The following is a 24,381-nucleotide window of genomic DNA, read 5'->3' as shown; positions in this document are numbered from 1 at the left end:
CACGAGACGTTCTATTCCGTCGCCGGCACCGAATGGTGCTCGTGCGTGACGCGCCACGCGCCGTCGACCTTGCGGAATCCGATCGTCAGCCTGAACTGGAACGCGGCATCAGGCGGGCCGCACCGCATCACCGCGACCGCGAAGGCCACATCATTGCCGGCCGTGATCGCGATCTCCTCGATGTCGAAGGCGTAGGAGGGGCGGTGATACCTGAAGAACAAGTCCCACGTCTTCCGGTACTCATCCAATCCGCGTGACTGCAATGGCGGCGGAACGTCGAACATCACGATGTCCGGATCGTGATGGGCGAAAATGCCCGGATAGTCCTGCCTGCGGACGGCGTCCGTCCAGGCATCGATGAGCGTCCTGATTTCGGTTTCCGCCGTCTGTTTCTGGTGTGTCATCGCTCGCGTACCTCCGAGTGCTGGCTGATGCTTCGAGGACGAATGCGAGCGCGCCGATCCGACACGATGATGCGTCCGGCCGCACCTGCCGGGTTGCGTCATATTGTCCATTTGCAAACCATCCGGTTGGTTTGTATAAGAACTGATACCAGTTGGAGACGCGCGCCTCGCTCCGGGGGCGCTCTGCCAGGAGCAGCATGGTGACCGACGAGGCCGTTGATATCTGCGATGAGTTGACCCGCTTCAGCGCCGCGCAGGCGGCGCTGCTGACGTCGCGCGGCGTTGTCTACCTGACCGACCTGAAGCTCGATGGCGGCAGGCACGGGACAATCGTCGCCGCCAGTTATGCCGAGGCGCAGGCCATCGCCCGCGCACGCGGTCGAGGGGAACGGGTCGTCGGCCGAATGGCCTACGGCTTCCTTCATGGCCTGCTGCAGAAGGTTCGCTTGTGTGCGTGAGCGATCGGATAGCTTGATGACCGATTCCTAAATTGATGCGTCTTCCGACGGCGACACCGCCATTCCGGGGACGCCGTTCGCGCTGCCTCGCAGATCAGATGCAGCGCTTGAGATTGACCGAAGCCGCTGAGATACTGTGATCTCAAGCGACTCCTTCCTGAGTACACCATGGACAATCCTTCCCGCTCGGAACGCTCCCGCAACGCCGCACTCGACGCCGCGATCACCATCGTGACGCGCGACGGTCCGGGGCGCCTGACGCTGGACGCGATCGCGCGCGAGAGCGGTCTCAGCAAGGGCGGCGTGATGCATCAGTTCCGCACCAAGGAAGCGGTGCTGCGCGCCTTGCTTGAGCAGCAGATGGCGCATTTCGAGGAATTCTCGAACCGCTACATCGAAAAGGTACGCGGGACCACGGACCAGCCCGAACTGTCGGCGCAGATCGCGACGCTCCGGGAGGCGATCTCAACGCCGCGGGCAGGGGCGTTCGCACTGCTGGCGGCGATGAACGAGAACCCCGAATTGATGGCGATGCCGCGCGATGTCGACATCAAGAAGGTCGCGCTGATGAAGGCCGAGGCGAGCGATCCCGATCTCGCGCTGCTGCGCTGGGCGGCGGCGCGGGGGCTGCTGCTCAGTTCGTTGTTCGGCATGTTGTCGCTGACCGAGGCGGAGCGGGATCGCCTGTTCGAGCGCTTGCTCGACGACAGCAAGTGGACCGCGATGGAGCAGGGCGCGACGGAGGCAGTAAAGCCAGCCAAGGCGACGGCGGCGCGCACGGCATCTTCGCCTCCGGCCGGCGCGCGCGCGGCAAAGCCGGCATCGGCGCGCAAGCGCGGCTGAATTTCCGGCGCTGCCGAAAGCACAACGCCGCCCAAGCGGAATATGGATCGCTTGGCGGCGTTGGATCGGCACCGGGCCCCTGAAATCCCCCGGCGATTTCTGCCGTACCACACGAGATGTCGCGGGTTTGTGACAACGCGCGGCCGCCATTCGCGAAGCCGCCTCGCCAGCCAACACGACATTTCGACCGCCGCATTTTTCTGACGCGTTTCCTGCGATTGCAACTTTACAAACCAACTGGTCGGTTTTATAGTTGATCGTACTGAGGCAAGATCTGGCGGCGCCGCGACGGCGAGCTAGGTCGGCAGTGACGGCCGCAGCCGTACTTTCAGCCCCGGACGCGGCTGCGGCCGAGCTGCTCTTCCGCTTTAGGGTCGGATGAGGAGGTTGGAATGGAGAGCTCGATCGCCGCGCGCGGTCTGGGAGCGATGGCGCTTTGCGTCCTCGCGGGAGGATGTGCCGCCGTCACGCCGGTGGCCTATTCGGAGGTGGCATCGTCGGCCTACATGACGCCGGATACGTCTGATTCTTCGGGACGTGTGCCGTATCGCTATGCGCCGCCGGTCGACTGGCGCAGCTACAACAAGGTGGTGATCGATCCGGTCGTGATTTATCGCGGCGCGGATCATCAGTTCGGCGACATGTCCGAGAAGGACAAGCAGACGCTCGCCGCCTACATGCAGACCCGCTTTGCCGACAAGCTGCGCGGCCGCTTCACGCTGGTGAACACGCGCGGGCCGAACACGTTCCGCCTGCGGCTGACGCTGACCGGCGCGGTCACCAACACGCCGGTGCTCGGCACGCTGTCGCGTTTCGACCTGGCAGGCGCGGTCTACAACGGCGTGCAGGCCGCGCGCGACGGCGAGGGAACGATGACTGGCTCCGTCATCTATGCCGTCGAGATGTTCGACAGCTCGACCTCGCGCCTGCTCGGCGCCTATGTCAGCAAGCAATATCCCAATGCCTACGACATCAAGGCCAGCGTCGGCGATCTCGCCGCGGCCACCGCTGGCATCGACAAGGGCGCTGATGCTTTCATAGCGCAATTGAAGTGAGGCGCGCCGCGCGCGTCCGCAAACCATCCCGACACTGAAAGGTCCCTTACCATGAACTTTCTGGTTCGCATGTTTCTGCGCAGCCTCGTCGCTGCCTTGCTGATGAGCTCGACCGGCCGCGCCGAAACGATCGCCCCGGCCGATCCCAGCGGCACCTGGCTGACCGAAGACGGCCGCGCACGCATCCGCCTCGAGCGATGCGGCACGGCGCGTGACCGCGTCTGCGGCTTCATCGTGTGGATGAAGGATCCGCTCGATTCACACGGCCAGCCGCTCCGCGACAGCTTCAATCCCGATCCCGACAGGCGGACGCGTGCGCTGCTCGGCCATCAGCTGATCCTCGGATTGAAGCTGACGCCGGAGGGCAGGTTCGACGGCGACATCTACAACGCCGAGGACGGCAAGTCCTATGCGGTCTCGCTGTGGCGCGACAAGTCCGACCGGCTGAAGCTCAAGGGATGCCTGCTCAAGCTGCTGTGCCAGACCCAGACCTGGACGCAGACGCTGGACGTGCAGCCGGGCCAGCTCGTCGGCCTGACCGGCGATGTCGGCGGCCCCCGTGCCGACAGGGAATCGGCATCGTTGCCGCCGCCCGTCAAGGCGAAGTCGGCGGCGAAGTAAGAAGATGCAAAAAGTCATTCCGGGGCGATGCGCAGCATCGAACCCGGAATCTCGAGAGTCCCCGATGCGCAATTGCGCATCTGAGGTTCGCGCGTTGCGCGCCCCCGGAATGACCGCTACGCGGTCACTTCTTCAGCAGCGGACAGTCGCTGGCCTCAAGCGGCTTCGCGGCGTCCTCCGGTGCGATCGTGGCGATCAGCTTGTAATAGTCCCAGGGATATTTGGACTCTTCGGGCTTCTTCACCTCGAACAGATAGGCCGGAATCAGGCGCCGGCCGTCGGCGCGCAGCGGGCCCTTGCCGAACAGCGGATCGTCGGTCGGCAATTCCTTCATCTTGGCGACGACCTTGGCGCCGTCATGCGGATTGCCGCCGAGCGCTTCCATTGCCTTGAGATAGTGCAGCACCATCGCGTAGTTGCCCGCCTGGGTCATCGACGGCATCGCGTTTTTGTTGGCCAAAGCGGAGAACCGCTTCGACCAGGCGCGGGTCTGGTCGTTCATGTCCCAGTAGAAGGACTCCGTGAACGTCAGGCCTTGCGCGGTCTTCAACCCGAGCGAATGCACGTCGTTGATGAACAGCAACAGCGCCGCGAGCTTTTGGCCGCCGGAAACGATGCCGAATTCAGCCGCCTGCTTGATCGCGTTGGTGGTGTCGCCGCCGGCATTGGCGAGGCCGACCACCTTGGCCTTGGACGATTGTGCCTGCAGCAGGAACGAGGAGAAATCGGCGGTGTTGATCGGATGCTTGACGCTTCCGAGCACCTTGCCGCCATTGGCGTTGACGACCGCGGTGGTGTCGCGCTCGAGCGCGTGGCCGAATGCATAATCGGCCGTCAGGAAGAACCAGGTGTCGCCGCCGGCCTTCGTCAGGGCCTTGCCGGTGCCGTTGGCCAGCATGTAGGTGTCGTAGGTATATGAAATCGTGTTCGGCGTGCAGGCCTTGCCGGTGAGGTCGGCGGTCGCCGCGCCCGAATTCAGCAGGACGATGTTCTTTTCCTTGACGAGATTGTTGACCGCAAGCGCCACGCCGGAGTTCGGCGTGTCGGCGATCGCATCGACCTTCTCGTTGTCGACCCATTGCCGAGCGATGTTGACGCCGACGTCGGGCTTGTTCTGGTGGTCGCCACTGAGGACGTCGATCTTCCAGCCCTTCTTGAGCAGGCCGGAATCCTCGACGGCCATCTTGATCGCGACCACCGAGTTCGGGCCGCCGATGTCGGCATAGAGGCTCGACATATCGTTGAGCACGCCGATCTTGACGGTCTTGTCCTGCGCGAACGCAGAAGTTGAAAGGCCGAGTGCGGCGCAAGCAAGAAGCGCGGCGCAGCGCCGCGCAAACGTCGTTGTCATGAAATTCCCTCCACTGTCTAAAGCCCGGGCAGCCCTCTTGCGGAGCCTTTTTGCCGGTCGCTCAAGTTCCCGCTTACCCTTTCCCGGGGGACGCGGCAATCCGCCTAAAGCCGGGTGGGCCTGCGTCGAAGCGTCATCCGGTGAAACCCTTACTTGAGCGCGTCGGAGGTCAGCTTGAATTTCTGGATCCTTTTTCCGGTGTCGACCTCGGCGGTATAGACGTTGCCCTTGGCGTCGACCGCGAGCGCGTGCACCCAGTGGAATTGCCCGGCGTTGCGGCCGTTGCGGCCGAAGTTGCCGACCACCGCGCCGTCGTCACGCCTGATGACGCGGATCTCGTTGTTCTCGCCGTCGGCGGAGAGTAGGTAGGTCTGCTTGGGATCGGGCCACAGCGCGATGTCCCACACCGCGCCGTTGCCGAGCGTGCTCTTCTCGAAGAAGAACTCCTTCACGAAGCCGCCGTCCTTCCTGAACACCTGGATGCGGTTGTTGATGCGGTCGCAGACATAGACCAGTCCGTCATTGGCGATCTTCACGCAGTGCACGGGATTGCCGAACTGTTGCGCGACCTGCGCCTTCGGATCGTAGGGCGGCTGCTTGGCGTCATCGGGCTTGTTGCCATAGGCGCCCCAGTGCCGCTTGTAGGCGCCGGTGGTGGCATCGAACACGATGACGCGCCGGTTGCCGTAACCGTCGGCGACGTAGATCTCGTTGGCCTCCTTGTCGATCGCGGTCTCGGCGGGCTTGCCGAGCTGCGTGGTGTCGTTCGACCCCTTGCTCGGTGCGATCGAGCCGATCTGTGAGACGAACTTGCCGTCGAGGGTGAACTTGAGGATCGCATTGTCATTGTCGGCGTTGCCGCCGATCCAGACGAAGCCGCGCTCGTCGACCTCGATGCCGTGCTCGCGGCCAACCCACTCATAGCCGTCACCCGGACCGCCCCAGGACCGCAGCAGATTGCCGTCAGCGTCGAATTCGAGCACCGGCGGCGCCGAGACGCAGCATTTCGAGCGAGGCGGATTGAGGCTCGCGCCCTTCTCGTCGTCGGTCAGCGAGCGCGGCCGGTGAATCATCCAGATGTGGCCCTGCCAATCCACCGTGATGCCGCCGACCTGGCCGAGGATCCAGTTGTTCGGCAGCGGCTTTGGCCATGATGCATCCACGGTGAAGGTCGGGATGTCGCCGGCTTTCGCGGGGGTTGGTGTAGCGAAGAGGGCTGATGATGCGATGCAGGCGGAGAGAAACAATCCGGACAGAATGGAGCGCGCGCGATTGAACGTCGGCGTCATTGGTTGCCTCCCGAGATTTTTCTTGGCGGTCGTCCCGCTGGGGAGCGTAGTCAATCGTGGGGATGCGAGCGAGTCAATCGCAAGGAGGTGCGTAGCCCGGATGGAGCGAAGCGAAATCCGGGGCCGGTTTCTCCGCGTAGAGATTATCCCGGATTGCGCTTCGCTCCATCCGGGCTACGGGAGAGAGAGCCGCGCTCACGCCGGCGGCTGGAAGCTGCGCAGCGTGCGCGCCTTGTAGTCGTAGAGCTTGCCGGTCTCGGTCCATGCGGGCAAACACATCGGCACGATGAATTCGGCGGCCATGTCGGGCGTATCCAGCGTCATCGGGTCTTCGCCGGGAAACACCTGCGCGCGCATCCGGGTGCGGATCGGGCCGGGGCTGAACAGGTTGACGCGGAGCTTTGTGTTGGCGGTCTCGTTGGCCCAGGAGCGCACCAGTGCCTCCAGCGCGGCCTTCGAGGCCGCATAGGGGCCGAGATAGGCGTTGGCCTTGTGGGCCACGCCCGACGTCACGAACACCGCGCGGCCGGCGTCGGATTGCCGCAGCAGCGGGTCCATGCAGCGGATCAGCTGGAAATTGGCGGTGACGTTGATCGCGAACACGTCGTTCCATGGCTTCAGCTCGATATGGCCGAGCGGCGACGACGGCCCTGCGGTGCCGGCATTGCCGACCAGGATATCGAGCTTGCCGTGGCGCTCATGCAGCGCGAGGCCGAGCCGCGCGATGCCGTCGTAATCGGTGAGCGAGAGCGGCACCAGGGTGGCGCTGCCACCCGCCTTGCGGATCTCGTCGTCGAGCTCTTCCAGCCCGCCTTGCGTGCGCGCCACCGCCACGACATGCGCGCCGGCCTTGGCCAGTGCGACCGCGGTCGCAAAGCCGATGCCGCGCGAGGCGCCGGTCACGAGGGCGATACGGGAGGCGAGGGGTGTTGTCATGGAAGGGACTCTAACAAATCGTCGTCCCTGCGAAAGCAGGGACCCATACGCCGTGACGGCGGTAATGGAAGTTCGTGTCTAACACTGTCGCCAGCCAGATAGGCCGGTGGTTATGGGTCCCTGCTTTCGCAGGGACGACAGCGCGGATGTGGCTAGCTCGCCTCCGCCAGCAGCGAGAGCTGGCGCGGCGGGGCCTCGGTTTCGCTCTGGTCGGTGAGGTGGGTCGGGTAGGCGCCGGTGAAGCAATGGTCGGCGAATCTCGGATTTGCCGGGTCGCGCCCCTCATAGCCCATCGCGCGGTACATGCCGTCGATCGACAGGAAGGCGAGCGAGTCGGCGCCGATGATGTCGCGCATCTCCTCGAGCGAATGGGTCGCGGCGAGCAGGCCGCCGCGGTCCGGCAGGTCGATGCCGTAATAGTCGGGATAGAGGATCGGCGGCGAGGCGAGGCGGAAATGCACCTCGCGGGCGCCCGCATCGCGCATCATGCGCACGATCTTCTTCGAGGTGGTGCCGCGAACCAGACTGTCGTCGATCAGGATGATGCGCTTGCCTTCGATCGCGGCGCGGTTGGCCGAATGCTTCATGCGCACGCCGAGCTCGCGCACGCTCTGGGTCGGCTGGATGAAGGTGCGGCCGACATAGTGGTTGCGGATGATGCCGAGCTCGAACGGCACGCCGGAATACTGGCTGTAGCCGACCGCGGCGGGCACGCCGGAATCCGGCACCGGCACCACGACGTCGACCTCGGGATGGCTCTCGCGCGCCAGCTGGGCGCCAAATGCCTTGCGCACGTCGTAGACCGAACGGCCGCCGACGATCGAGTCCGGGCGCGCGAAATAGATGTATTCGAAGATGCAGGGCCGGGCCGGCTTCGGCGGGAACGGCTTGTGGCTGTGAGCCCCTCGCTCGTCGAACACGATGATCTCGCCGGGCTCGATGTCGCGGACGTATTTCGCGCCGATCATGTCGAGCGCGCAGGTCTCCGAGGTCAGGATCGGACAGCCGTCGAGATCGCCGAGCACCAGCGGGCGGATGCCGAGCGGGTCGCGCGCGCCGACCAGCTTCTTGTTGGTCAGCGCGACCAGCGCATAGGCGCCCTCAATGGTGCGCAGCGCCTCGATGAAGCGGTCGATGAAGCGGGTGCGCTTGGACTGCGCCACGAGATGCAGGATCACCTCGGTGTCGGTGGTCGACTGCATCATGGCGCCGCCCTTGACCAGCTCGCGGCGCAAGGTCAGGCCATTGGTGAGGTTGCCGTTGTGGCCGACCGCAAATCCGCCGGCGCTGAGCTCGGCGAACAGTGGCTGCACGTTGCGCAGGATGGTGCCGCCGGTGGTGGAGTAGCGGACATGGCCGACCGCGGCGTTGCCCGGCAAGCGCTCGATCACCTCGCGGCGGGAGAAGGCGTCGCCGACCAGGCCGAGGCGGCGTTCACTGTGGAAGCGGCTGCCGTCGAAGGAGACGATGCCGGCGGCTTCCTGGCCGCGGTGTTGCAGGGCGTGCAGGCCGAGCGCGGTGATCGCGGCGGCCTCGGGATGGCCGAAGATGCCGAACACACCGCATTCCTCGCGGAGCGTGTCGCCATCGAGGTCGGGGTGGTATCTGAGAGGGTCTTGCAGTTCGATCGGGCCGAGGTCGAGATCCATTTGGTCGGTATGATCCGAAGGGGTCTGCATCTCGTTCATCGCCTCTCGTAAGGGCCCAAATAGTTTATCGGCCCGCGGGTTTCTCGATCAGCTTCTTCAAGCTGTCACGCGCAGGTTTGCTATAGCCATCACCCGACGCCGGCGTCGCCTGATCATTGGTATCGGCCGCAGAATCGTCGTCTGGCTTATTCTTCTTGAACTTCTTTAAGATGGTGTTCTCGGGGTCGTCAGGCAAGAGCGACATCAGCCAATCCCCGGTTCCCTGCAGCACCACGCGGGACTTCGCCCCGGTCACCCAATCGGGCCGCTGCTTGTCCGGAACCAGCCAGGTGAAGAACATGAACGCCACGACCACGATCAGGAGGCCGCGGGCGAGCCCGAACAGGAAGCCGAGGGTGCGGTCGAGCGCACCGATCCGGGAATCCAGGATCATGTCCGAGATCCGCACCGTGACGATCGAGACCACGATCAGCGTGCCGATGAAGACGCCGGCCACCACGACGACGGCCGCGACCGTGTCGTTGTTGAAGTAGGTCTTGGCGGTCGGCAAAAGCTTCGAGAACGCATACAGCGTGACCAGCGCGGCGGCGCCCCAGGCCGCGATCGACAGGATCTCGCGCATGAAGCCGCGCACCATCGCGAGCAGGCCCGAAATCAGCATCACGCCGAGCAGGACGAGATCAAGTATCGTTATGGGCATCGGCTGGTCAGGTCCGCTGGTACGTTTCTGTACGCTGTTAAGGGCTTACGTTGTTAAGGGCCTACGCTGCTAAGTGCTCTCGCGAATCGGCGAAGTCGGTGCCGTCCTAACTGAGGCGCATTGGGGGCATCCGGCAAGGCCAGAGCGCCACCTGTCCCGCGCGGCGGATGTATAGCGGCGGGGGGCTGATACGTCACGCCCGCTTTAGCTGGTCTCGCGACGGAATCGGGCCGGTGTGGCATTTTTCTCAGCCGCATCAGGGCCTCCGGAGCTGCCCGGGTCGCGCCGGTCGCCTCGCGGTGTTCCCCGGTCGCCTCTTGGCGTACCGCGTGCCGCAATTTCGGCGACCAGCGTGGTGAGATTGCCGACGCTGTTGAGGGTGAGCCCTGAATCGCCACCGCTCTCGCCGCGGGCCGATTCGGGCAGGATGGCGCGGGCGAAGCCGAGCTTGAGGGCCTCCTTGAGCCGGGCCGGGGTCTGCGCCACCGGGCGGATCGCGCCCGATAGCGAAATCTCGCCGAAATAGACCGCATCCGTCGGCAGCGGCGCGTTCACCAGCGAGGAGACCAGCGCGGCCGCCGCGGCAAGGTCCGCGGCCGGTTCCTGGATGCGCAGGCCGCCGGCGACGTTGAGATAGACGTCATGTCCGGACAATTTGACGCCGCAATGCGCTTCGAGCACCGCGAGCACCATCGACAGCCGGCTCGGGTCCCAGCCGACCACGGCGCGGCGTGGCGTGCCGAGCGAGGTCGGCGCCACCAGCGCCTGCAACTCGACCAGCACCGGACGGGTGCCCTCGATGCCGGCGAACACCGCCGTGCCGGGGCTGCCGAGCTCGCGCTCGGAGAGGAACAATTCCGAGGGGTTGGTGACCTCGCGCAGGCCGAGGCCGGTCATCTCGAATACGCCGATCTCGTCGGTCGCGCCAAAACGGTTCTTCACCGAGCGCAGAATGCGGAACTGCTGCGAGCCTTCGCCCTCGAACGACAGCACCGCATCGACCATGTGCTCGACCACGCGGGGACCGGCGATCTGGCCGTCCTTTGTCACATGGCCGACCAGGATGATCGCGGCACCCGTCTTCTTGGCAAAACGAATGAGGGCCTGCGCCGAGGCGCGGACCTGGGTCACCGTTCCGGGCGCGGATTCCACCGTGTCGGTCCACATGGTCTGGATCGAGTCGATCACGATCAGGCGCGGCACCGCGCCTTCCGACAGCGTCGCGACGATGTCCTCGACCGAGGTTTCCGAAGCCAGCTGCACCGGCGCGTCCGCGAGGCCGAGCCGTTCGGCGCGCAGCCGCACCTGGGCGACCGCCTCTTCGCCGGAGATATAGACGGCGCGGTGGCCGGCGCGCGCCATCATGCTGGTCGCCTGGGTCAGCAGCGTGGATTTTCCGATGCCGGGATCGCCGCCGACCAAAAGCACCGAGCCGCGGACGAAGCCGCCGCCGGTGACGCGGTCGAGCTCGGCCATCCCGGAGGACAGCCGCGGCGCGTCCTGGGTCTTGCCGGACAGCGATTCCAGCGCAAACGTCCGCCCCTTGCGCTTGCTGCGGATCGAGACCGGCACCGAGCCTGTGATGTCTTCCTCGGCCAGCGTGTTCCACTCGCCGCAGGAATCGCACTTGCCCTGCCAGCGATTATACGCCGCGCCGCAGTTCTGGCAGACGAAGGAGAGGGTAGATTTGGCCATGGAGCAGGTGAGTCGCGCTATCGCGCACGATGCATAGCACGGTTCGGCCGCCGCGCACGATCCATCGAAGACGGAGCGGCAGATCGCGGGGCCGGCTCAGCGCGAGAACACCCGCGTTCCGCCCGGCCAGCGCGGCTTGTCGCCGACCGGGCTTGCGCCGATTTCCCAGCCGACGCCGCCCCAAAGCACGTCGACGGCACCAAGCTCTCCGGCGCTGTCGCGTACGTAAAACACGTTCGGCTTGGCGTTGACCTCCAGCGGGCCATTGCTGCCGCTGGGCTGTCGCCTCAACGCGCACCAGACGTCGGCCAGCCTGCTCTCGTGGCTCTGACCCAGTTTGGCGAGGATCTCCTTGTCGCTCGAGGCTGCGCTCAGGATGAAGGTCTGCAACGATGCGCCGCCGCTATCGTCCTCGATCTTGTCCGTGAAGCGCTGCGCGAAGGTCGCGCCTAACCAGGAAATCCTGACCGGCGCGCTCGAGGCGATGTCCTCCTTGAAATGTTCCCGCGCGACGAATTTTTCGGCGTGGGGAATTGCCGAGGTCGACGACGGATCAGACGGTTCCTCGCTTTTTGGCTGCAGGGAACATGCAACGCGGTCAGCGGCGGCAACGGCACCCGGTTGGCCCGGTCTTGTCTCGTCTGCCGCGACGCTCAAACCCTGCGTCGCCAGAACAACGGTCAACCACAGGGTGAAGCTTGGTTGGCGCATATTGTTGTTGTCCCTGAATCCGCTGTGCTCGCGGAGACAAGGTAAACCGCATCTTGCAGATGTAAATCAAAGATCAGGTTTCTGGTTAAGGATAAAAAGTAAGTTCAACTACAGCGCGAATTTGAATCAAATGCGCTTCGCGCAAGGGAACTGCTCTCTCGTTTGTACGCGCGGTCAAACGTGGATGTCCCGCCGCGACAGCAGCAGCGGCGGTTTCTCGCGCGGCGTCAGACTCGTCGGCAGAGCGCGGCAGCATCTCGCCTGCGCGCGCAACGGATCGCTCCAGCTCCAGCGAACCCGCCACGACGGATTGTTGGCGTAGACCGGAATTCGCCAGACCCAGATCGTCTCGTAGACGCTGTCGCCGAACTGCGCGACATCGGGCCTTGCCGTCGGCCAGAACGCCGAGCCGGCAACGGCGAACGTCACAATCGCCGCAGTCGTGATCATCATCTTGCGCATCGCGCGCCTGCCTTTCCCGCCTGTCGTGGGCTTTGACGACCCGCGACTCCCAATGCTTCGACTTGCGATCCCGCATTCGTCAGGCCGACATCGGCGACATCAGGCGCCGGGCTCTGCGCCCGATCTGCACGCCATGTGTCGCTGAACCTCGTCGTCTGAACTCTCGGGACTCGCATCCGGGTCGTCGATCAACCCTGTGATGCCTGCTGGAGCAAAGTTCTTTTCCGCAAACGATCAAGTGCAAGTAATGAGATTGTCATAAACGCAGCGGCCGGACGATGGCAATCCGGATAACAACGGAAGGTGAGCGCTCAACAAAACTCTTTCGGGGTACACGCCACCCGATGCGCAAAGCCCCGTAGAATTACGACACCATCGGGAGGATGTTGGTGTTCGTCACGGTGAAATCCGTTTGCCCAGGGCCTGGTCGATGTCGGAATTTTACTGCGTCATTGCAGACCACAATAGCGCCGTGCCCGCCGCCAGCATGATGCCGTCCATGATCAGGCGGAACGACTCCGGCTTCAGCTGCAGCACGAAGCGCTTGGCGATGAAGGCGCCGGCCATCAGCGAGGCGCCGGCGATCAGGCCCTTCAGCGCGATGTCCGGCGTCAGCGCGCCGAAGCGCTCGAACGTCACCGACTTGCTGACATAGAGCCCGAGCGAGCTCGCCGCCTCGGTGGCGAGGAACGCGCCCTTGCTGAGACCGTAGAACAGGAACAGCGGCACGCTGAGCGGGCCGGTCGAGGCCACGATGCCGGTGAGGTAGCCGATGAGCGCACCGCCGATTGCGAGATGCCAGAGATTGGCCTTCAGCCTGTGCCGCGCCAGCCAGTGCCGCACCGGCACCATCGCGATCAGGAATACGCCGATCGCTATATCGACCGCATGCGAGGGCAGCGCGAGCAGGGTGCGCGCGCCGAGCGCGGCGGCCGGGATGCCCGTGATCGAGTAGGCGATGCAGGCACGCCAGTCGACCTCGCGCCACCAGGCGAGGATGCGCGACAGATTGGCCATCACGGCGGCGACGGCCATGATCGGTACCGCCTGCTTCGGCCCGTACTGATAGACCAGCACCGGCATCAGCATGATCGACGAGCCGGTGCCGACGATGCCGGAAATGGTGCCGGCGACTAGGCCGACGATGAGGACGAAGAGGAAGCCCACCTGCGCGCTCCGGTGAGGTGATCCCGAGCCATGCTGAATGCGTGCCCCGGGAGAGGGGCTCAGTGTGACCTCATGGCTCGAGACGGCGCAAGGGCGCCGCCGAACCATCGACACGCCATCGTGCGCAGCGCAGCAAGACTTGGACAAATCATGTCGCGAGAATGCGGAGGTATGACTCATAGACCGCGCAACACATTTGTTGTCGACCCTGCGAAAGCAGGGACCCATAACCACGAATGCGGATTATTGCGCGCCGCCGGAACGACAAGTCCCGTTCACAACATCGGCCGCGGAGTATGGGTCCCTGCTTTCGCAGGGACGACAGAGTGATTGTGGCGCGAGCGCGACACGCAAACCCGTCACCTCAACACCACCCACGCCGGCGCGTGATCGCTGGCGCCGTCCTCGCCGCGGATGGCGCGGTCGACGCCGGCTTTCACGAGCCGCGGCGCCACTGCGGGGCTGAGCAGGAGATGATCGAGCCGCAGGCCTGCATCGCGTGGCCAGCGCTGGCGCTTGTAGTCCCAGAAGGTGAACATCGGCGCGTCCGGATGCAGGGCGCGGATCGCATCGCACCAGCCCTGATCGACCAGCGCCTTGAAGGCGGCGCGGCTCTTCGGCTGGATCAGCGCATCCTTGTCCCAGGACCGCGTTGGGTAGATGTCGAACGGCGTCGGCGCGACATTGTAGTCGCCGGCGAGCACCACCGGGACGTCCTGCTTGAGCAGCTTGGCGGCATGGGCGCGCAGCCGCTTGAACCAGGCGAGCTTGTAATCGAATTTCGGCCCGGGCTGCGGATTGCCGTTCGGCAGATAGAGGCTGGTGACGACGATGCCGCGCACCGCGGCCTCGATGTAGCGCGCTTCGTGATCGCCGGCATCGCCGGGCAGGGCGGTGCGGATCAGCACCGGCTCGGCCTTGCGCGCGAGGATGGCGACGCCGTTCCAGGTCTTCTGTCCCTGCCACACCGCGCCGTAGCCGGCCTGCTCGATCGCGGCCGCGGGAAACTCGGCGTCGCTGGCCTTCAGCTCCTGCAGACTGACGATGTCGGGCCTGGCCGATTTCAGCCAGCGCAACAGGTTGGGCAGGCGGCGGTTGACGTTGTTGATGTTGAAGGTCGCGATCTTCATGCGCACCGGCAATCGCGAACCTTGATCATGTCAGGTGGACGTCGCTGTTGGCTCGGCGGCCGGCAGTGGCGGCGGCGCAGCGGGCGCTGCTGTTGGCAAGGCTGGCGGTGCTGCGGGCGTGGCAGCCGGCTCGCTCGTCTCGGCGACCGCGTCGCTTCTCGCGGCGACGGCATCGCCGCCCTTGTAGATGCGCACGAAGCGGCGGCCGAGGCTGGTCAGCACCTCGTAGCCGATGGTGCCGAAATGATGCGCGACCTCGTCGACCGTGATGCCTTCGCCGATCAGCGTCACCATGTGGCCGCGCCGCACGGCATTCTTGTCGAGGTCGGTGACATCGACCGCGATCAGGTCCATCGAGACGCGGCCGGCGATCGGGCAGCGCTTGCCGGCGACCACGACCTCGGCGCCGCGGGTGCCGTCATTGGCGCTGGCGGCGCGGAAATAGCCGTCGGCATAGCCGGCGGCGACGATCGCAAGCCGGGTCGGCCGGCGCGCGGTCCAGGTGCCGCCATAGCCGACGGTCTCGCCGCGGTCGATGTTGCGGATCTGCACGATGCGCGCCTTGAGATCGACCACCTGCTGCATCGGGTTGTCGGCCTCCGGCGTCGGATTGACGCCATAGAGCGCGCAGCCCGGCCGCACCATCTCGAACTGGAATTGCGCGCCGAGAAACACGCCGGAAGAATTCGCCAGCGAGGCCGGCACGCCGGTGAACAGGCTCGCGATCTCGCGGAAGCTCGCAAGCTGCTTGGCGTTGGCGGGATTGTTGAGCAATTCGGCGGAGGCGAGGTGGCTCATGACCAGCGTGATGCCGTGGTCGCCGGCATTGATCCGCGGGATGATGCCCTGCGCCTCGCTGACCGTGAGCCCCAGCCGGTTCATGCCGGTGTCGATATGGATGCCGGCGCCGCCGGACCAGCCGGAGCGGCGGCAGAACACGTCCCATTCGGCGAGCTCGTTGAGATCGCCGATCACCGGCTTGCAGTCGATCCTGGCGTAGGCGTCGCCGGTGTTCTGGAAGAAGCCGCCGAGCGAATACACCGTCGCCTCGGGAGCGGCCGCGCGCACCGCGGCAGCCTCCTCGACGCTGGCGACGAAGAAGGTCTTGCAACCGGCCCTGGCGAGCGCCCGCGAAACCTGCTCGGCGCCGCAGCCATAGGCATTGGCCTTGACCACGGCGGCGCATTCGGCCGGCACCGCGGTCTTCTCGAGCTTGCGCCAGTTGGCGATGATGGCGTCGAGGTCGATGGTGAGGATACCGCTGGCGGTCGGGTGGGCCGCCAGCAAACTGGCCTCGGGTGTCAGCTGCGATTTCGCGTCAGTCACGATGTTCATGGCTCAGTTGTACGCGGGTGCCTTGCGTCGTTCAACCGAGTCCGGATCTCAGTGGCCGTGATCTGGAACCTGACCGTCGGGTGCGAGGTCGCCGAAGCGCGTGACGCTGGCCTCGAAGTGCAGATCGACCGTGCCGGTCGGGCCGTGGCGCTGCTTGCCGATAATGACTTCGGCCTTGCCGTGGGCAAGGTCCATGTCCATCTGCCACTTCTCATATTCCGGCGTGCCCGCGCGCGGCTCCTTGTTGGCGAGGTAGTATTCCTCGCGATAGACGAAGATCACGACGTCGGCGTCCTGCTCGATCGAGCCGGATTCACGCAGGTCGGACAGCTGCGGCCGCTTGTCGTCGCGGTTTTCGACCTGACGCGACAGCTGCGAGAGCGCGATGATCGGAACGTTCAGTTCCTTGGCCAGTGCCTTCAGGTTGGTGGTGATCTCGGTGATTTCCTGCACGCGGTTGTCGTTGCCGCGTTTGCCCGAGCCCTGCAGCAGCTGGATGTAGTCGATCACGATCAAGTCGAGGCCCTTCTGGCGCTTGAGCCGTCGCGCCCGCGCGGTGAGCTGCGAGATCGAGAGGCCGCCGGTTTCGTCGACGTAGAAGGGCAGCGATTGCAGCTCGATCGAACAGTCGCGGATCTTCTCGAAATCGAGCTCGGAGATGCCGCCGCGACGGATCGAGCTCGAGGGAATGCCGGTGCGCTCGGCGAGAATACGGGTGGCGAGCTGTTCGCCGCTCATTTCGCAGGAGAAGAAGCCGACACAGCCGCCATTGACTGCCTTGGTGGTGCCGTCCGCCTGGACTTCGGGCACATAGGCTTTGGCGATGTTGTAGGCGATGTTGGTGGCGAGCGATGTCTTGCCCATGCCGGGACGGCCGGCGAGGATGATGAGGTCGGACGGCTGCAGGCCGCCCATCTTGGCGTCGAGGTCGCGCAGACCGGTCGAGATGCCCGACAGCTTGCCGTCGCGCTGGAACGCCTTCGCCGCCATGTCGACGGCGATCGTCAGTGCCTGTGCGAAGCGCTGGAAGCCGCCATCATAGCGGCCGGTTTCAGCAAGGCCGTAGAGCTGCCGCTCGGCGTCCTCGATCTGGGCGCGCGGCGCGAAGTCGACCGGCGCGTCGTAGGCGACGTTGACGATGTCCTCGCCGATCTGGATCAGGTTGCGGCGCAGGCTGAGATCGTAAACGGTGCGTCCGTAGTCCTGCGCGTTGATGATGGTGGTCGCTTCGGCGGCAAGCCGGGCGAGGTACTGGCCGACCGTCATGCCGCCGATGTCGAGCTCGGCCGGCAAGAACGTCTTCAGGGTCACGGGGTTCGCGACCTTGCCCATCCGGATCAGGCTTCCGGCGGTCTCATAGATTTGCTGATGGATGGTTTCGAAGAAGTGCTTCGGCTCCAGGAAATCGGAGACCCGGTAGAAGGCGTCGTTATTGACCAGGATCGCGCCCAGCAGGCCCTGTTCCGCTTCGATGTTGTGCGGCGCACTTCGGTAGGCCGGGGATGCGGCGTCGGGCGCGAGCTTGTGGACGTTCGAATCAATCAAGGCCATGGACGAGCTTATTCTTCTGATTTCGTCGTTACTGAGATTTTCGGCTGTGGGGCGGCGATGAAGCGCCAGCCCGGCACGAAGCGAAAGGACGGATGTTTCTTATGCACGATTCACACAACGCGAGGTGTGAATCCGAAACAGCCGGATGCATTCCGCTTGACTGGGGTTTTGTCCGAAACCGGGCGGGAGCCGGCCGATCAGCACGGTCGTTGGCAAAAATTGGACGCCGCCTGAACCTTTTGCCAGGCGAGCGGACCCATGGAGAGGCGAGGCGGCTGTTGGCGTCGATTTCTCAGACCAGGATGAGGAAGGCCAGCGCGATCAAGGCGGCCACCACGCCAGTGGCGATCAGGGCGTAGTCAGTCGCGATATCGCGCTGCGGGTCCAACATCGTCTGGTGTGTTTCTCGGGTCATTCCGGACCACTACGACAGTCCGGGACAGACCTCTGTGAAGCAGATCACATGCGCCGCACTTTTTTTGCGGCAGGTTCGCGGGAACGACCCGGCGGATTCCAGGTTGTCTACGCTCAGGCAAGATACGGCGGCGATGGCTCGAGAGTTTCAGACAGCGCGATCAAGGCTTGGCCGGGCAGATGGCATGGATCGCCGCTGGCTGGCGGCGCTTGTCGATGCCATGGAGCAGGCGGCGCGTCCCGAGGTCCGCAATGTTCCCTGCGATGCCAGCTTGATTTCGGCCGCCGCGGCCCATCTTGCGCGTCCGGCGCCGACCTTTGGCCATTGCGGGTCGGCCTACAGCCTGCGCAACTAGCCGCACCCGTTCCTTCAGACCTATTCGCCGGCCAGTTGCAGCCGGGGCTTGGCCGCGCCGGCCTCCTTCAGCCGCAGGCGGGCTTCTTCGCCGCCGATATAGTCGCGGGTTATCGGGACGATGCCCTGGCGCTTGGTGAGCTGGAGCTGGAAGTTCATCATGTTCTGCACGCGGAACGACATCTCCGAGGCAGCCAGGTAGAATTCCCACATCCGGGCAAAGGTCTCGTCGTAGAGCCGCACGGCCTCCTCGCGCCGCGCCATGAAGCGCTCGCGCCATGCCTTCAGCGTCTCGGCATAGTGCAGGCGCAGGATCTCCATGTCGCAGATCAGCAATCCGGCCTTCTCGATCGCCGGCATGACCTCGGACAGCGCCGGAATGTAGCCGCCGGGGAAGATGTATTTGCGGATCCAGGGGCTGGTGACGTCGGGGCCGGTCGAGCGGCCGATCGAATGCAGCACCATGACACCGTCGTCGCTGAGCAGTTCGGCGCAGCGCGCGAAGAAGGTTTCATAGTAGGCGACCCCGACATGCTCGAACATGCCGACCGAGACGATGCGGTCGAACGGCCCGGGGATGTCGCGGTAGTCCTCCAGCAGGAAGCGCGCCGATTGCGCCAGGTTCCGCTCCGCCGCCCGGGCGTTGGAAATTTGCAGCTGCTCGGTCGACAGCGTGACGCCGGTGACGTCGGCGTCGCTCATCTCGGCGAGATAGAGCCCAAGGCCACCCCAGCCGGAACCGATGTCGAGGATGCGGTGCCCGGGCTTGATCAGGAGTTTTGCGGCGAGGTGACGCTTCTTGGCGAGCTGGGCATCGTCCAGCGTCGCGTCCGGCGTCTCGAAATAGGCGCAGCTGTATTGCTTGTCCGCGTCGAGGAAGAGCGAATAGAGGCGGCCGTCGAGATCGTAATGACGGGCGACATTGCTTCTGGATCGGCCGCGCACATTGATCTGCTGGGCGCGGCGTCCGAGGAAGCGTACCCAGGCCTGCAGCCTGGCAAAGTTCGGCAGCATGGCTGCCTGACCCATAAGCACCGCCAACACGTCGGCAACGGTGCCTTGCTCCACCACGAACGTGCCGTCCATGAAGGCTTCGCCGAGATAAAGCTCGGGATCGACCAGCACGCGGAGTTCAGCCCCTCGCGTCATGAAGCGCACGGCAACCGGTACGCCCGTGCCGTCACCGCAGGTGAACTGAGCGCCGCTCGCGGTCGTGAACGTGATCGAACCGCGGCGGATGAAGCGCCCCAAGAAGTATCGCAACAATCGGTCCATCGAAACACCAACGGAACGGCAAGCTGCACACCGACACCACCGGAGTTGATCACTCCAATGTGTCCCCAACCTCAAGATAGGCAGGGAATTAGATCGCGCTATAGCGTTGTGGTCAAAGCCGATATTCCAAAATGTGACAATTGCGTGGATGCGTCATGGGCGCGCTTCCATTCGCGCGATAATCGGCTAAAAGGTGACCGCCGCGGCCGATCCATCAGGCGCTGGCGGCGATTTTTCCGGAATCTGGAGACTTAAGGAATGTTGAGCCGAGCCCTCAGTCTGGCGACGGTGGCGCTTCTGATTGGCTGCCTGTCAGCCGTATCGGCGCAGGCGCAAAACCTCGAGGCCGGCAAGAGCCCCTCCCAGATCTTCGCAAGCACCTGCACAGCTTGCCACAAGAGCCCGCGCGGCCTGCTGAAATCGGTCCCGGCCGGTTCGCTGCCGGGCTTCCTGCGCCAGCACTACACGACGTCCAGCGACATGGCCGGCGTGCTTGCCTCCTATCTGATTTCGAATGGTGCCAACGACCCGCGCTACCAGGCCAAGGATCAGCCCAAGGGGACTAAGGGCGGTAGGGAAGGCAGGCAGGAGGCGAACCAGTCCCCGGAGCAGCCGTCCGAGCGTCCGGCCCGCCGACGGCACCAGGATGCCGCGCCGCAGGAAGGGGCCAAACCCGATGGCGATGGCTTGAATCCCGAAGGACGTCCAGCTCACCGCGGCAAGCGGATGGCCCGCCCGAGCGAGACGCCGGAAGGCGCGAAGCCGGATGACGGCCAGACGCCGCAGGCCTTGGGCGAGGGCAAGCCGTCGCGTCAGAAGCACGGCCGTCGCGGCAAGCCCGTCGAGGAGCCGAAGTCCGAGGAGACGCCCAAGGGCGCGGCGACCAGCGACGAGCCCAAGACAGACCCCAAGACATCCACCCGGCATGATGACAAGGGTGAAGCCGAGAAGCCGGCGAAGCCTGCCGCCGAGCCCGACACGGCAAAGGTCGACGCGCCCAAGAGCAATGGCGGCGGCGAGCCGGCTGCCGTGCGATCCGATCCGGTTCCGCAGGTCACACCGGCGCCTGCCGCGGCTGCGCCTGCGGCGTCCGAGCCGGCAGCAGCCGCATCTCCCGCTCCGGCGCCAGCCGCGCCGCCGGTGACTGCGACGGCGCCGCCGCCGCCACCGCCCACGACGCCAGGCTCCGGCCCGCCGGAAGCTCCGACCTCGAAGTAATCGCCAACGCCGGGCCGCAAGGTCCGGCGTATTTGTTTGACCATCATTAGAGCAGTGCTCTAGAGTGTTAATCTAGTCAGGAGGACGACTTGAGCACGGCGCGCGAAGATCTGCTGGCAGCGGGACTGGAGGTGTTCGACCGCGACGGATTTGAGGGCGCGACGGTGGCCGAGATTCGCTCCCGCGCCCGCGCGTCCAACGGCAGCTTCTTCCACTTCTTCACCTCGAAGAAGGCGCTCGCCGGCACCCTGTTCCTGGAAATCCTGCAGGCCTATCACGCCGCCATCATCAGCTCGGTCGACGCCAGCTGCGGGGCGGGCGAGGGCGTTGAGCGGCTGATCCACGCCCATCTCGATTGGGTCGTGAGCAACCGGCGCGAGGCGCGCTTCCTGTTCGAGATTTCGCGCAGCGAGTGGGTCGAGGAGGTGCGCGGCGCGCAGCGCAGCGAGAATTCGCGGCTCACCGATGGCATCGAGCGCTGGCGCGCGCCACTGCTCGCGCGCGGCGAATTGCTGCCGATGAGCGCCGTGCTGTTCTTCAGCCAGATCGTCGGGCCGGCGCAGATCTTCTGCCGCGCCTGGCTATCGGGCCGCCATACCGGCGATCCGCGCGAACAGGTCGAGACGCTGATCGCCTGCGCGGTCCGCGCGGTGGTGGCGCCGGGTGCGCCAGAACGAACAGGAGAGACTTCATGAGCGAGACCGATTCGGACTTTGCACCGATCGCGACGCGAATTCGCGACAATGTCGGCCGGCAGGGCTTCATGGGTCTTGTCGGTGCCGAGGTAGCCGAGCTGTCGCGCGGCACCTGCACGCTCGCGGTCGACCGCCGGCCGGAGCTGTTGCAGCAGCATGGCCTGTTTCACGGCGGAGTGACGGCGTTTCTGGTCGACAACGCCACCACGATCGCAGCGGCGACGTCGCGCGGCCAGCCGGCGCTGACGGCGGAATACAAGCTGAACCTGCTGTCGCCGGCCTCGGGCGATCGTCTGATCTGCCGGGCGCGCGTGATCAAGCCGGGACGTCAGGTCGCCGTCGTTGCAGCCGACGTGTTCTGCGTCATCGACGGCAAGGAGAAGCACACCGCGACCGCATTGGCGTCGATCGCCATGCTCGACGACAAGGCGGCGGCACGAATCCAAAGCCCGGCCTGATCGAGGCCGGGCTTCGTAGCGTTTAGTCGGTTGGACGATGGAGAGAAGCTTACTTCTCTTCGGCGGCCGGAGCCGGCGCGGCTTCCTCGTCCTGCTGGGCTTCCGGATCGAAGAATTCGCCGGCGGCGGCGAGCGCCTCGGCGGCAGCGTCCTGGTCTTCCTGGCGGGTCGAGATGTCCTCGCCGCGCTTGATCCGCTCGGCCTCTTCGGCGGAGCGGGCGACCGTCACGGTGACGCTGGTCTCGACCTCGGGGTGGACGGCGATCGTCACCTTCTGCGCGCCGATTACCTTGATCGGCGAGTCGAGCCAGACCTGCGGGCGCGACACCGTCACGCCGTCGGCAGCCAGCGCGGCGACGATGTCGCGCACCGTCACCGAGCCGAACAGCTGGCCGGATTCGGAGGCCTGGCGGATGATGACGATGTCGCGGCCGTCGATCTTCTCGGCGACCTTGGCGGCTTCGCCCTTGGCCTGGATGTTGTTGGCCTCGAGCTCGGCCTTCATGCCGTCATACTTGGCGCGGTTCGCCTCGGTGGCGCGCAACGCCTTGCCGCGCTTCAGCAAGAAGTTGCGGGCGAACCCGTCCTTGACGCGCACGACTTCGCCCATCTGGCCAAGCTTGGCGACGCGTTCGAGCAGAATGACTTCCATTTTCGTTCTCCTTTAGATGCAAAGTACGGGTTTAAGTGGTTGGATCGAATCTCAAGCCGCGGGCAAAGGCGGCGGTCTTGTCTGCAGATAGCGCTGGCGCAGCCCGAACACGGCGTCGGCGATGCCGAGCGCGAACATCGCCACGATCGGCCAGCCGAACATGACGACGACCGCATAGATGCCACCGAGCCAGAAGCCGCGATTGGTGAGCGACAGCGTCAAGGTGTGCAGAACGGCGAAGCCGACGAGCGCATAGGCGATTACGAGTGCCGCGGTGACGATCTGCGCCAGCAGCGCAAGCATGCCGCCGATGAAGCTGACGGCGACCGCCGCCAGCAGCGCGACCAACGTCACGGCGGGAAGCGCCGTGGTGCGGAAATCCGGCCACGGCCGATTCAACCGCCCCGAGGTTTGCGTGATCTTGCCGGCGAGCCAAAGGTTCAGCGTCAGCGTCACCATGGAGATGACCGTTGCCGCGAGCGGCGCGAAGATCACCAACGCGTCGACCAGCCGTTCGATGTCACCGCTGGGCTGGGCTTCGCCGGCGCTGAGCATCTTGAGCAGGCCACGCCGCAGCGTGCCGGTGATCGTGTCAGTATCGGTGCCGAGCGTGAGCAGTGCGACGGTCGTGATGATGATGGCGAAGGCTGCAATCCAGAGCAGGATGCGGCCGACGGGGTACCATTCAAGTGCAGGCGGCTGCTGCTTGGCGCTGTCGCCGGCTGCGCCTGCGATCGGCCGTCCGAGCAGGGCGAGGTGGCCGAGCCACCAGCCGGGTACGGCGACCATCATGGCAAACGCGATGCTGTAGGGAAGGCCGAAGATCGTGCCGAGCACGGATGCCGCACCCACTCCACCAATAGCGGCGGTGAGGGGACCCCAGCCGAGCGCCGCCACCATGATCGGCAGCGATGCGAGATAGAACAGCAATATCGAGATCAGCGCGCCCGAACTGATCGAGGCGAACATCAGCGCCGACGCGGCGCCGGCGGCAAGTGCAACAATGAGTATCCCGATCATCAGCTGTCCCGCCCCCTTTGAGCGGTTAGGGGTCCTGCTTCGAGAACCCCAACCATCGGCGACCGGACGACCCGGAAGCCTTATGAGAATGAGCGGCCGGCGACGTATGCCGCCGGCCGGAAACGATTACCTGATCACGTAAGGCAGCAAGCCGAGGAAGCGCGCGCGCTTGATGGCGCGGGCGAGCTCACGCTGCTTCTTGGCGGACACGGCCGTGATGCGGCTCGGCACGATCTTGCCGCGCTCGGAGACGTAACGCATCAGCAGCTTGGAATCCTTGTAGTCGATCTTCGGCGCATTCGCGCCCGTGAACGGGCAGGACTTGCGACGGCGGAAAAACGGACGGCGGGCACCAGCATCAGCCATGATTCATTACTCCTCGGTCGCAGCTTCTTCTTCACGCGGACGGCGCGGGCCACGGTCGCCACGGAAACCACCCTCGCGGTCGCCACGGAAGCCGCCTTCGCGGTCGCCACGGAAGCCACCACCACGGTCATCGCGCTCGCGATCGCGGTCGGCCTTGCGCATCATCGCGGACGGGCCTTCCTCGTGCTCTTCAACGCGCACGGTGAGGTAACGGATGACGTCTTCGTTGATCCGCTCCTGGCGCTCGATCTCGGTGACGACAGCCGACGGTGCGTCGATGTTCATCAGCACGAAATGCGCCTTGCGGTTCTTGTTCATGCGGTAGGTGAGGGAACGCACGCCCCAGCTCTCGGTCTTGGTGACCTTGCCGCCGCCCTGTTCGACGATCCCCGTCATCTGGGCCGTCAGTTCATCCACCTGCTGGGTGCTCGCATCCTGGCGCGCGAGAAAAACATGCTCGTAAAGAGGCATGGTTGTCCTTTCCTGTGTTGGCGCGGTTTCCGGCGACAAGCCCTTCGAGACCTTCGGAAAGGACTCGAGCTGCTCAGAAGGCGGGAGCACGGGACGACGG

The 24,381-nt window shown here is 65.1% G+C and carries 27 protein-coding genes; 8 read left to right on the top strand and 19 right to left on the bottom strand.

Annotation, left to right across the window (positions count from 1 at the left end; all coding sequences use genetic code 11):
- Positions 1-11: 11 nt before the first annotated feature.
- A complete protein-coding gene (locus ACVIYL_RS34785; RefSeq protein ID WP_456780677.1) occupies positions 12-404 on the bottom strand; it encodes a nuclear transport factor 2 family protein in 393 nt (130 codons plus the stop codon).
- Positions 405-604: 200 nt separating this feature from the next.
- On the opposite strand from ACVIYL_RS34785, the gene ACVIYL_RS34780 reads away from it, so the two are divergent.
- From ACVIYL_RS34780 to ACVIYL_RS34765, 4 genes are all read left to right on the top strand, one after another.
- Positions 605-862 (top strand): hypothetical protein, encoded by a 258-nt coding sequence (locus ACVIYL_RS34780; RefSeq protein ID WP_456780676.1) that lies wholly within the window; start codon positions 605-607, stop codon positions 860-862.
- A 168-nt stretch (positions 863-1,030) separates the two neighbouring features.
- Positions 1,031-1,705: a TetR/AcrR family transcriptional regulator gene (locus ACVIYL_RS34775; protein ID WP_456780675.1), complete on the top strand. Its 675-nt coding sequence runs from the start codon at positions 1,031-1,033 to the stop codon at positions 1,703-1,705.
- 392 nt (positions 1,706-2,097) lie between these two features.
- Complete coding sequence (locus tag ACVIYL_RS34770) at positions 2,098-2,760, top strand: DUF3313 domain-containing protein (protein ID WP_456780674.1); 663 nt, start codon at positions 2,098-2,100, stop codon at positions 2,758-2,760.
- A 51-nt stretch (positions 2,761-2,811) separates the two neighbouring features.
- Positions 2,812-3,381 carry a DUF2147 domain-containing protein gene (locus ACVIYL_RS34765; protein WP_456780673.1) on the top strand — a complete coding sequence of 190 codons (570 nt, stop codon included), beginning with the start codon at positions 2,812-2,814 and terminating at the stop codon, positions 3,379-3,381.
- 124 nt (positions 3,382-3,505) lie between these two features.
- On the opposite strand, the gene ACVIYL_RS34760 is transcribed toward ACVIYL_RS34765, so the two are convergent.
- From ACVIYL_RS34760 to ACVIYL_RS34700, 13 genes are all read right to left on the bottom strand, one after another.
- A complete protein-coding gene (locus ACVIYL_RS34760) occupies positions 3,506-4,732 on the bottom strand; it encodes an ABC transporter substrate-binding protein (protein WP_456780672.1) in 1,227 nt (408 codons plus the stop codon).
- 149 nt (positions 4,733-4,881) lie between these two features.
- A complete protein-coding gene (locus ACVIYL_RS34755; protein WP_456780671.1) occupies positions 4,882-6,021 on the bottom strand; it encodes a hypothetical protein in 1,140 nt (379 codons plus the stop codon).
- Between the two features lie 195 nt (positions 6,022-6,216).
- A complete protein-coding gene (locus ACVIYL_RS34750; protein ID WP_456780670.1) occupies positions 6,217-6,957 on the bottom strand; it encodes an SDR family NAD(P)-dependent oxidoreductase in 741 nt (246 codons plus the stop codon).
- A gap of 152 nt (positions 6,958-7,109) precedes the next feature.
- Positions 7,110-8,636 (bottom strand): amidophosphoribosyltransferase, encoded by a 1,527-nt coding sequence (gene purF / locus ACVIYL_RS34745; protein ID WP_456781918.1) that lies wholly within the window; start codon positions 8,634-8,636, stop codon positions 7,110-7,112.
- Positions 8,637-8,670: 34 nt separating this feature from the next.
- Positions 8,671-9,306, bottom strand: coding sequence for a CvpA family protein (locus ACVIYL_RS34740; protein WP_026192677.1), 636 nt, complete (start codon positions 9,304-9,306; stop codon positions 8,671-8,673).
- 204 nt (positions 9,307-9,510) lie between these two features.
- On the bottom strand, positions 9,511-11,001 hold the full coding sequence (gene radA, locus ACVIYL_RS34735; RefSeq protein WP_456780669.1) for a DNA repair protein RadA: 1,491 nt from the start codon (positions 10,999-11,001) through the stop codon (positions 9,511-9,513).
- A gap of 96 nt (positions 11,002-11,097) precedes the next feature.
- Complete coding sequence (locus ACVIYL_RS34730; RefSeq protein ID WP_456780668.1) at positions 11,098-11,712, bottom strand: hypothetical protein; 615 nt, start codon at positions 11,710-11,712, stop codon at positions 11,098-11,100.
- 174 nt (positions 11,713-11,886) lie between these two features.
- Entirely contained in the window at positions 11,887-12,174 is a 288-nt protein-coding gene (locus ACVIYL_RS34725) for a hypothetical protein (protein WP_253608927.1), read from the bottom strand.
- A gap of 441 nt (positions 12,175-12,615) precedes the next feature.
- A complete protein-coding gene (locus tag ACVIYL_RS34720; protein WP_028335150.1) occupies positions 12,616-13,341 on the bottom strand; it encodes a sulfite exporter TauE/SafE family protein in 726 nt (241 codons plus the stop codon).
- A 359-nt stretch (positions 13,342-13,700) separates the two neighbouring features.
- The gene (locus ACVIYL_RS34715) at positions 13,701-14,471 is read right to left on the bottom strand and encodes an exodeoxyribonuclease III (protein WP_057020052.1); all 771 of its coding nucleotides are present in this window, start codon (positions 14,469-14,471) and stop codon (positions 13,701-13,703) included.
- Positions 14,472-14,501: 30 nt separating this feature from the next.
- A complete protein-coding gene (gene alr, locus ACVIYL_RS34710) occupies positions 14,502-15,806 on the bottom strand; it encodes an alanine racemase (RefSeq protein ID WP_310879500.1) in 1,305 nt (434 codons plus the stop codon).
- 48 nt (positions 15,807-15,854) lie between these two features.
- Positions 15,855-17,357 (bottom strand): replicative DNA helicase, encoded by a 1,503-nt coding sequence (locus ACVIYL_RS34705; protein ID WP_057019871.1) that lies wholly within the window; start codon positions 17,355-17,357, stop codon positions 15,855-15,857.
- Between the two features lie 292 nt (positions 17,358-17,649).
- Positions 17,650-17,772: a hypothetical protein gene (locus ACVIYL_RS34700; protein ID WP_256520498.1), complete on the bottom strand. Its 123-nt coding sequence runs from the start codon at positions 17,770-17,772 to the stop codon at positions 17,650-17,652.
- Positions 17,773-17,956: 184 nt separating this feature from the next.
- Between ACVIYL_RS34700 and ACVIYL_RS34695 the strand changes: the two genes are divergently transcribed.
- Positions 17,957-18,127 (top strand): hypothetical protein, encoded by a 171-nt coding sequence (locus ACVIYL_RS34695; protein WP_194295401.1) that lies wholly within the window; start codon positions 17,957-17,959, stop codon positions 18,125-18,127.
- A gap of 20 nt (positions 18,128-18,147) precedes the next feature.
- Here ACVIYL_RS34695 and ACVIYL_RS34690 read toward each other — a convergent pair whose 3' ends face one another.
- Positions 18,148-19,401 (bottom strand): class I SAM-dependent methyltransferase, encoded by a 1,254-nt coding sequence (locus ACVIYL_RS34690; protein WP_456780667.1) that lies wholly within the window; start codon positions 19,399-19,401, stop codon positions 18,148-18,150.
- 258 nt (positions 19,402-19,659) lie between these two features.
- Here ACVIYL_RS34690 and ACVIYL_RS34685 point away from each other — a divergent pair, with 258 nt between their 5' ends.
- The 3 genes from ACVIYL_RS34685 to ACVIYL_RS34675 all read left to right on the top strand — a co-directional run bounded on the left by ACVIYL_RS34685 (position 19,660) and on the right by ACVIYL_RS34675 (position 21,772).
- On the top strand, positions 19,660-20,619 hold the full coding sequence (locus tag ACVIYL_RS34685; protein ID WP_253608923.1) for a hypothetical protein: 960 nt from the start codon (positions 19,660-19,662) through the stop codon (positions 20,617-20,619).
- A gap of 89 nt (positions 20,620-20,708) precedes the next feature.
- Positions 20,709-21,314 carry a TetR/AcrR family transcriptional regulator gene (locus tag ACVIYL_RS34680; RefSeq protein WP_456780666.1) on the top strand — a complete coding sequence of 202 codons (606 nt, stop codon included), beginning with the start codon at positions 20,709-20,711 and terminating at the stop codon, positions 21,312-21,314.
- Complete coding sequence (locus tag ACVIYL_RS34675) at positions 21,311-21,772, top strand: PaaI family thioesterase (protein ID WP_456780665.1); 462 nt, start codon at positions 21,311-21,313, stop codon at positions 21,770-21,772. Before ACVIYL_RS34680 ends, ACVIYL_RS34675 begins: the two co-directional genes overlap by 4 nt.
- Before the next feature lie 49 nt (positions 21,773-21,821).
- On the opposite strand, the gene rplI is transcribed toward ACVIYL_RS34675, so the two are convergent.
- The 4 genes from rplI to rpsF all read right to left on the bottom strand — a co-directional run bounded on the left by rplI (position 21,822) and on the right by rpsF (position 24,281).
- Positions 21,822-22,424, bottom strand: a complete 603-nt coding sequence (gene rplI, locus ACVIYL_RS34670; protein WP_168856970.1) for a 50S ribosomal protein L9 — start codon at positions 22,422-22,424, stop codon at positions 21,822-21,824.
- Positions 22,425-22,475: 51 nt separating this feature from the next.
- Positions 22,476-23,444 carry a hypothetical protein gene (locus ACVIYL_RS34665; protein WP_456780664.1) on the bottom strand — a complete coding sequence of 323 codons (969 nt, stop codon included), beginning with the start codon at positions 23,442-23,444 and terminating at the stop codon, positions 22,476-22,478.
- A gap of 126 nt (positions 23,445-23,570) precedes the next feature.
- The gene (rpsR, locus tag ACVIYL_RS34660; protein WP_016844287.1) at positions 23,571-23,810 is read right to left on the bottom strand and encodes a 30S ribosomal protein S18; all 240 of its coding nucleotides are present in this window, start codon (positions 23,808-23,810) and stop codon (positions 23,571-23,573) included.
- Positions 23,811-23,816: 6 nt separating this feature from the next.
- Positions 23,817-24,281, bottom strand: a complete 465-nt coding sequence (rpsF, locus tag ACVIYL_RS34655; protein WP_029083529.1) for a 30S ribosomal protein S6 — start codon at positions 24,279-24,281, stop codon at positions 23,817-23,819.
- Between the last annotated feature and the right edge of the window lie 100 nt (positions 24,282-24,381).

It is taken from the genome of Bradyrhizobium sp. USDA 3315 (genome assembly GCF_054056795.1).
This window is presented reverse-complemented; position numbering and strand designations above follow the sequence as displayed.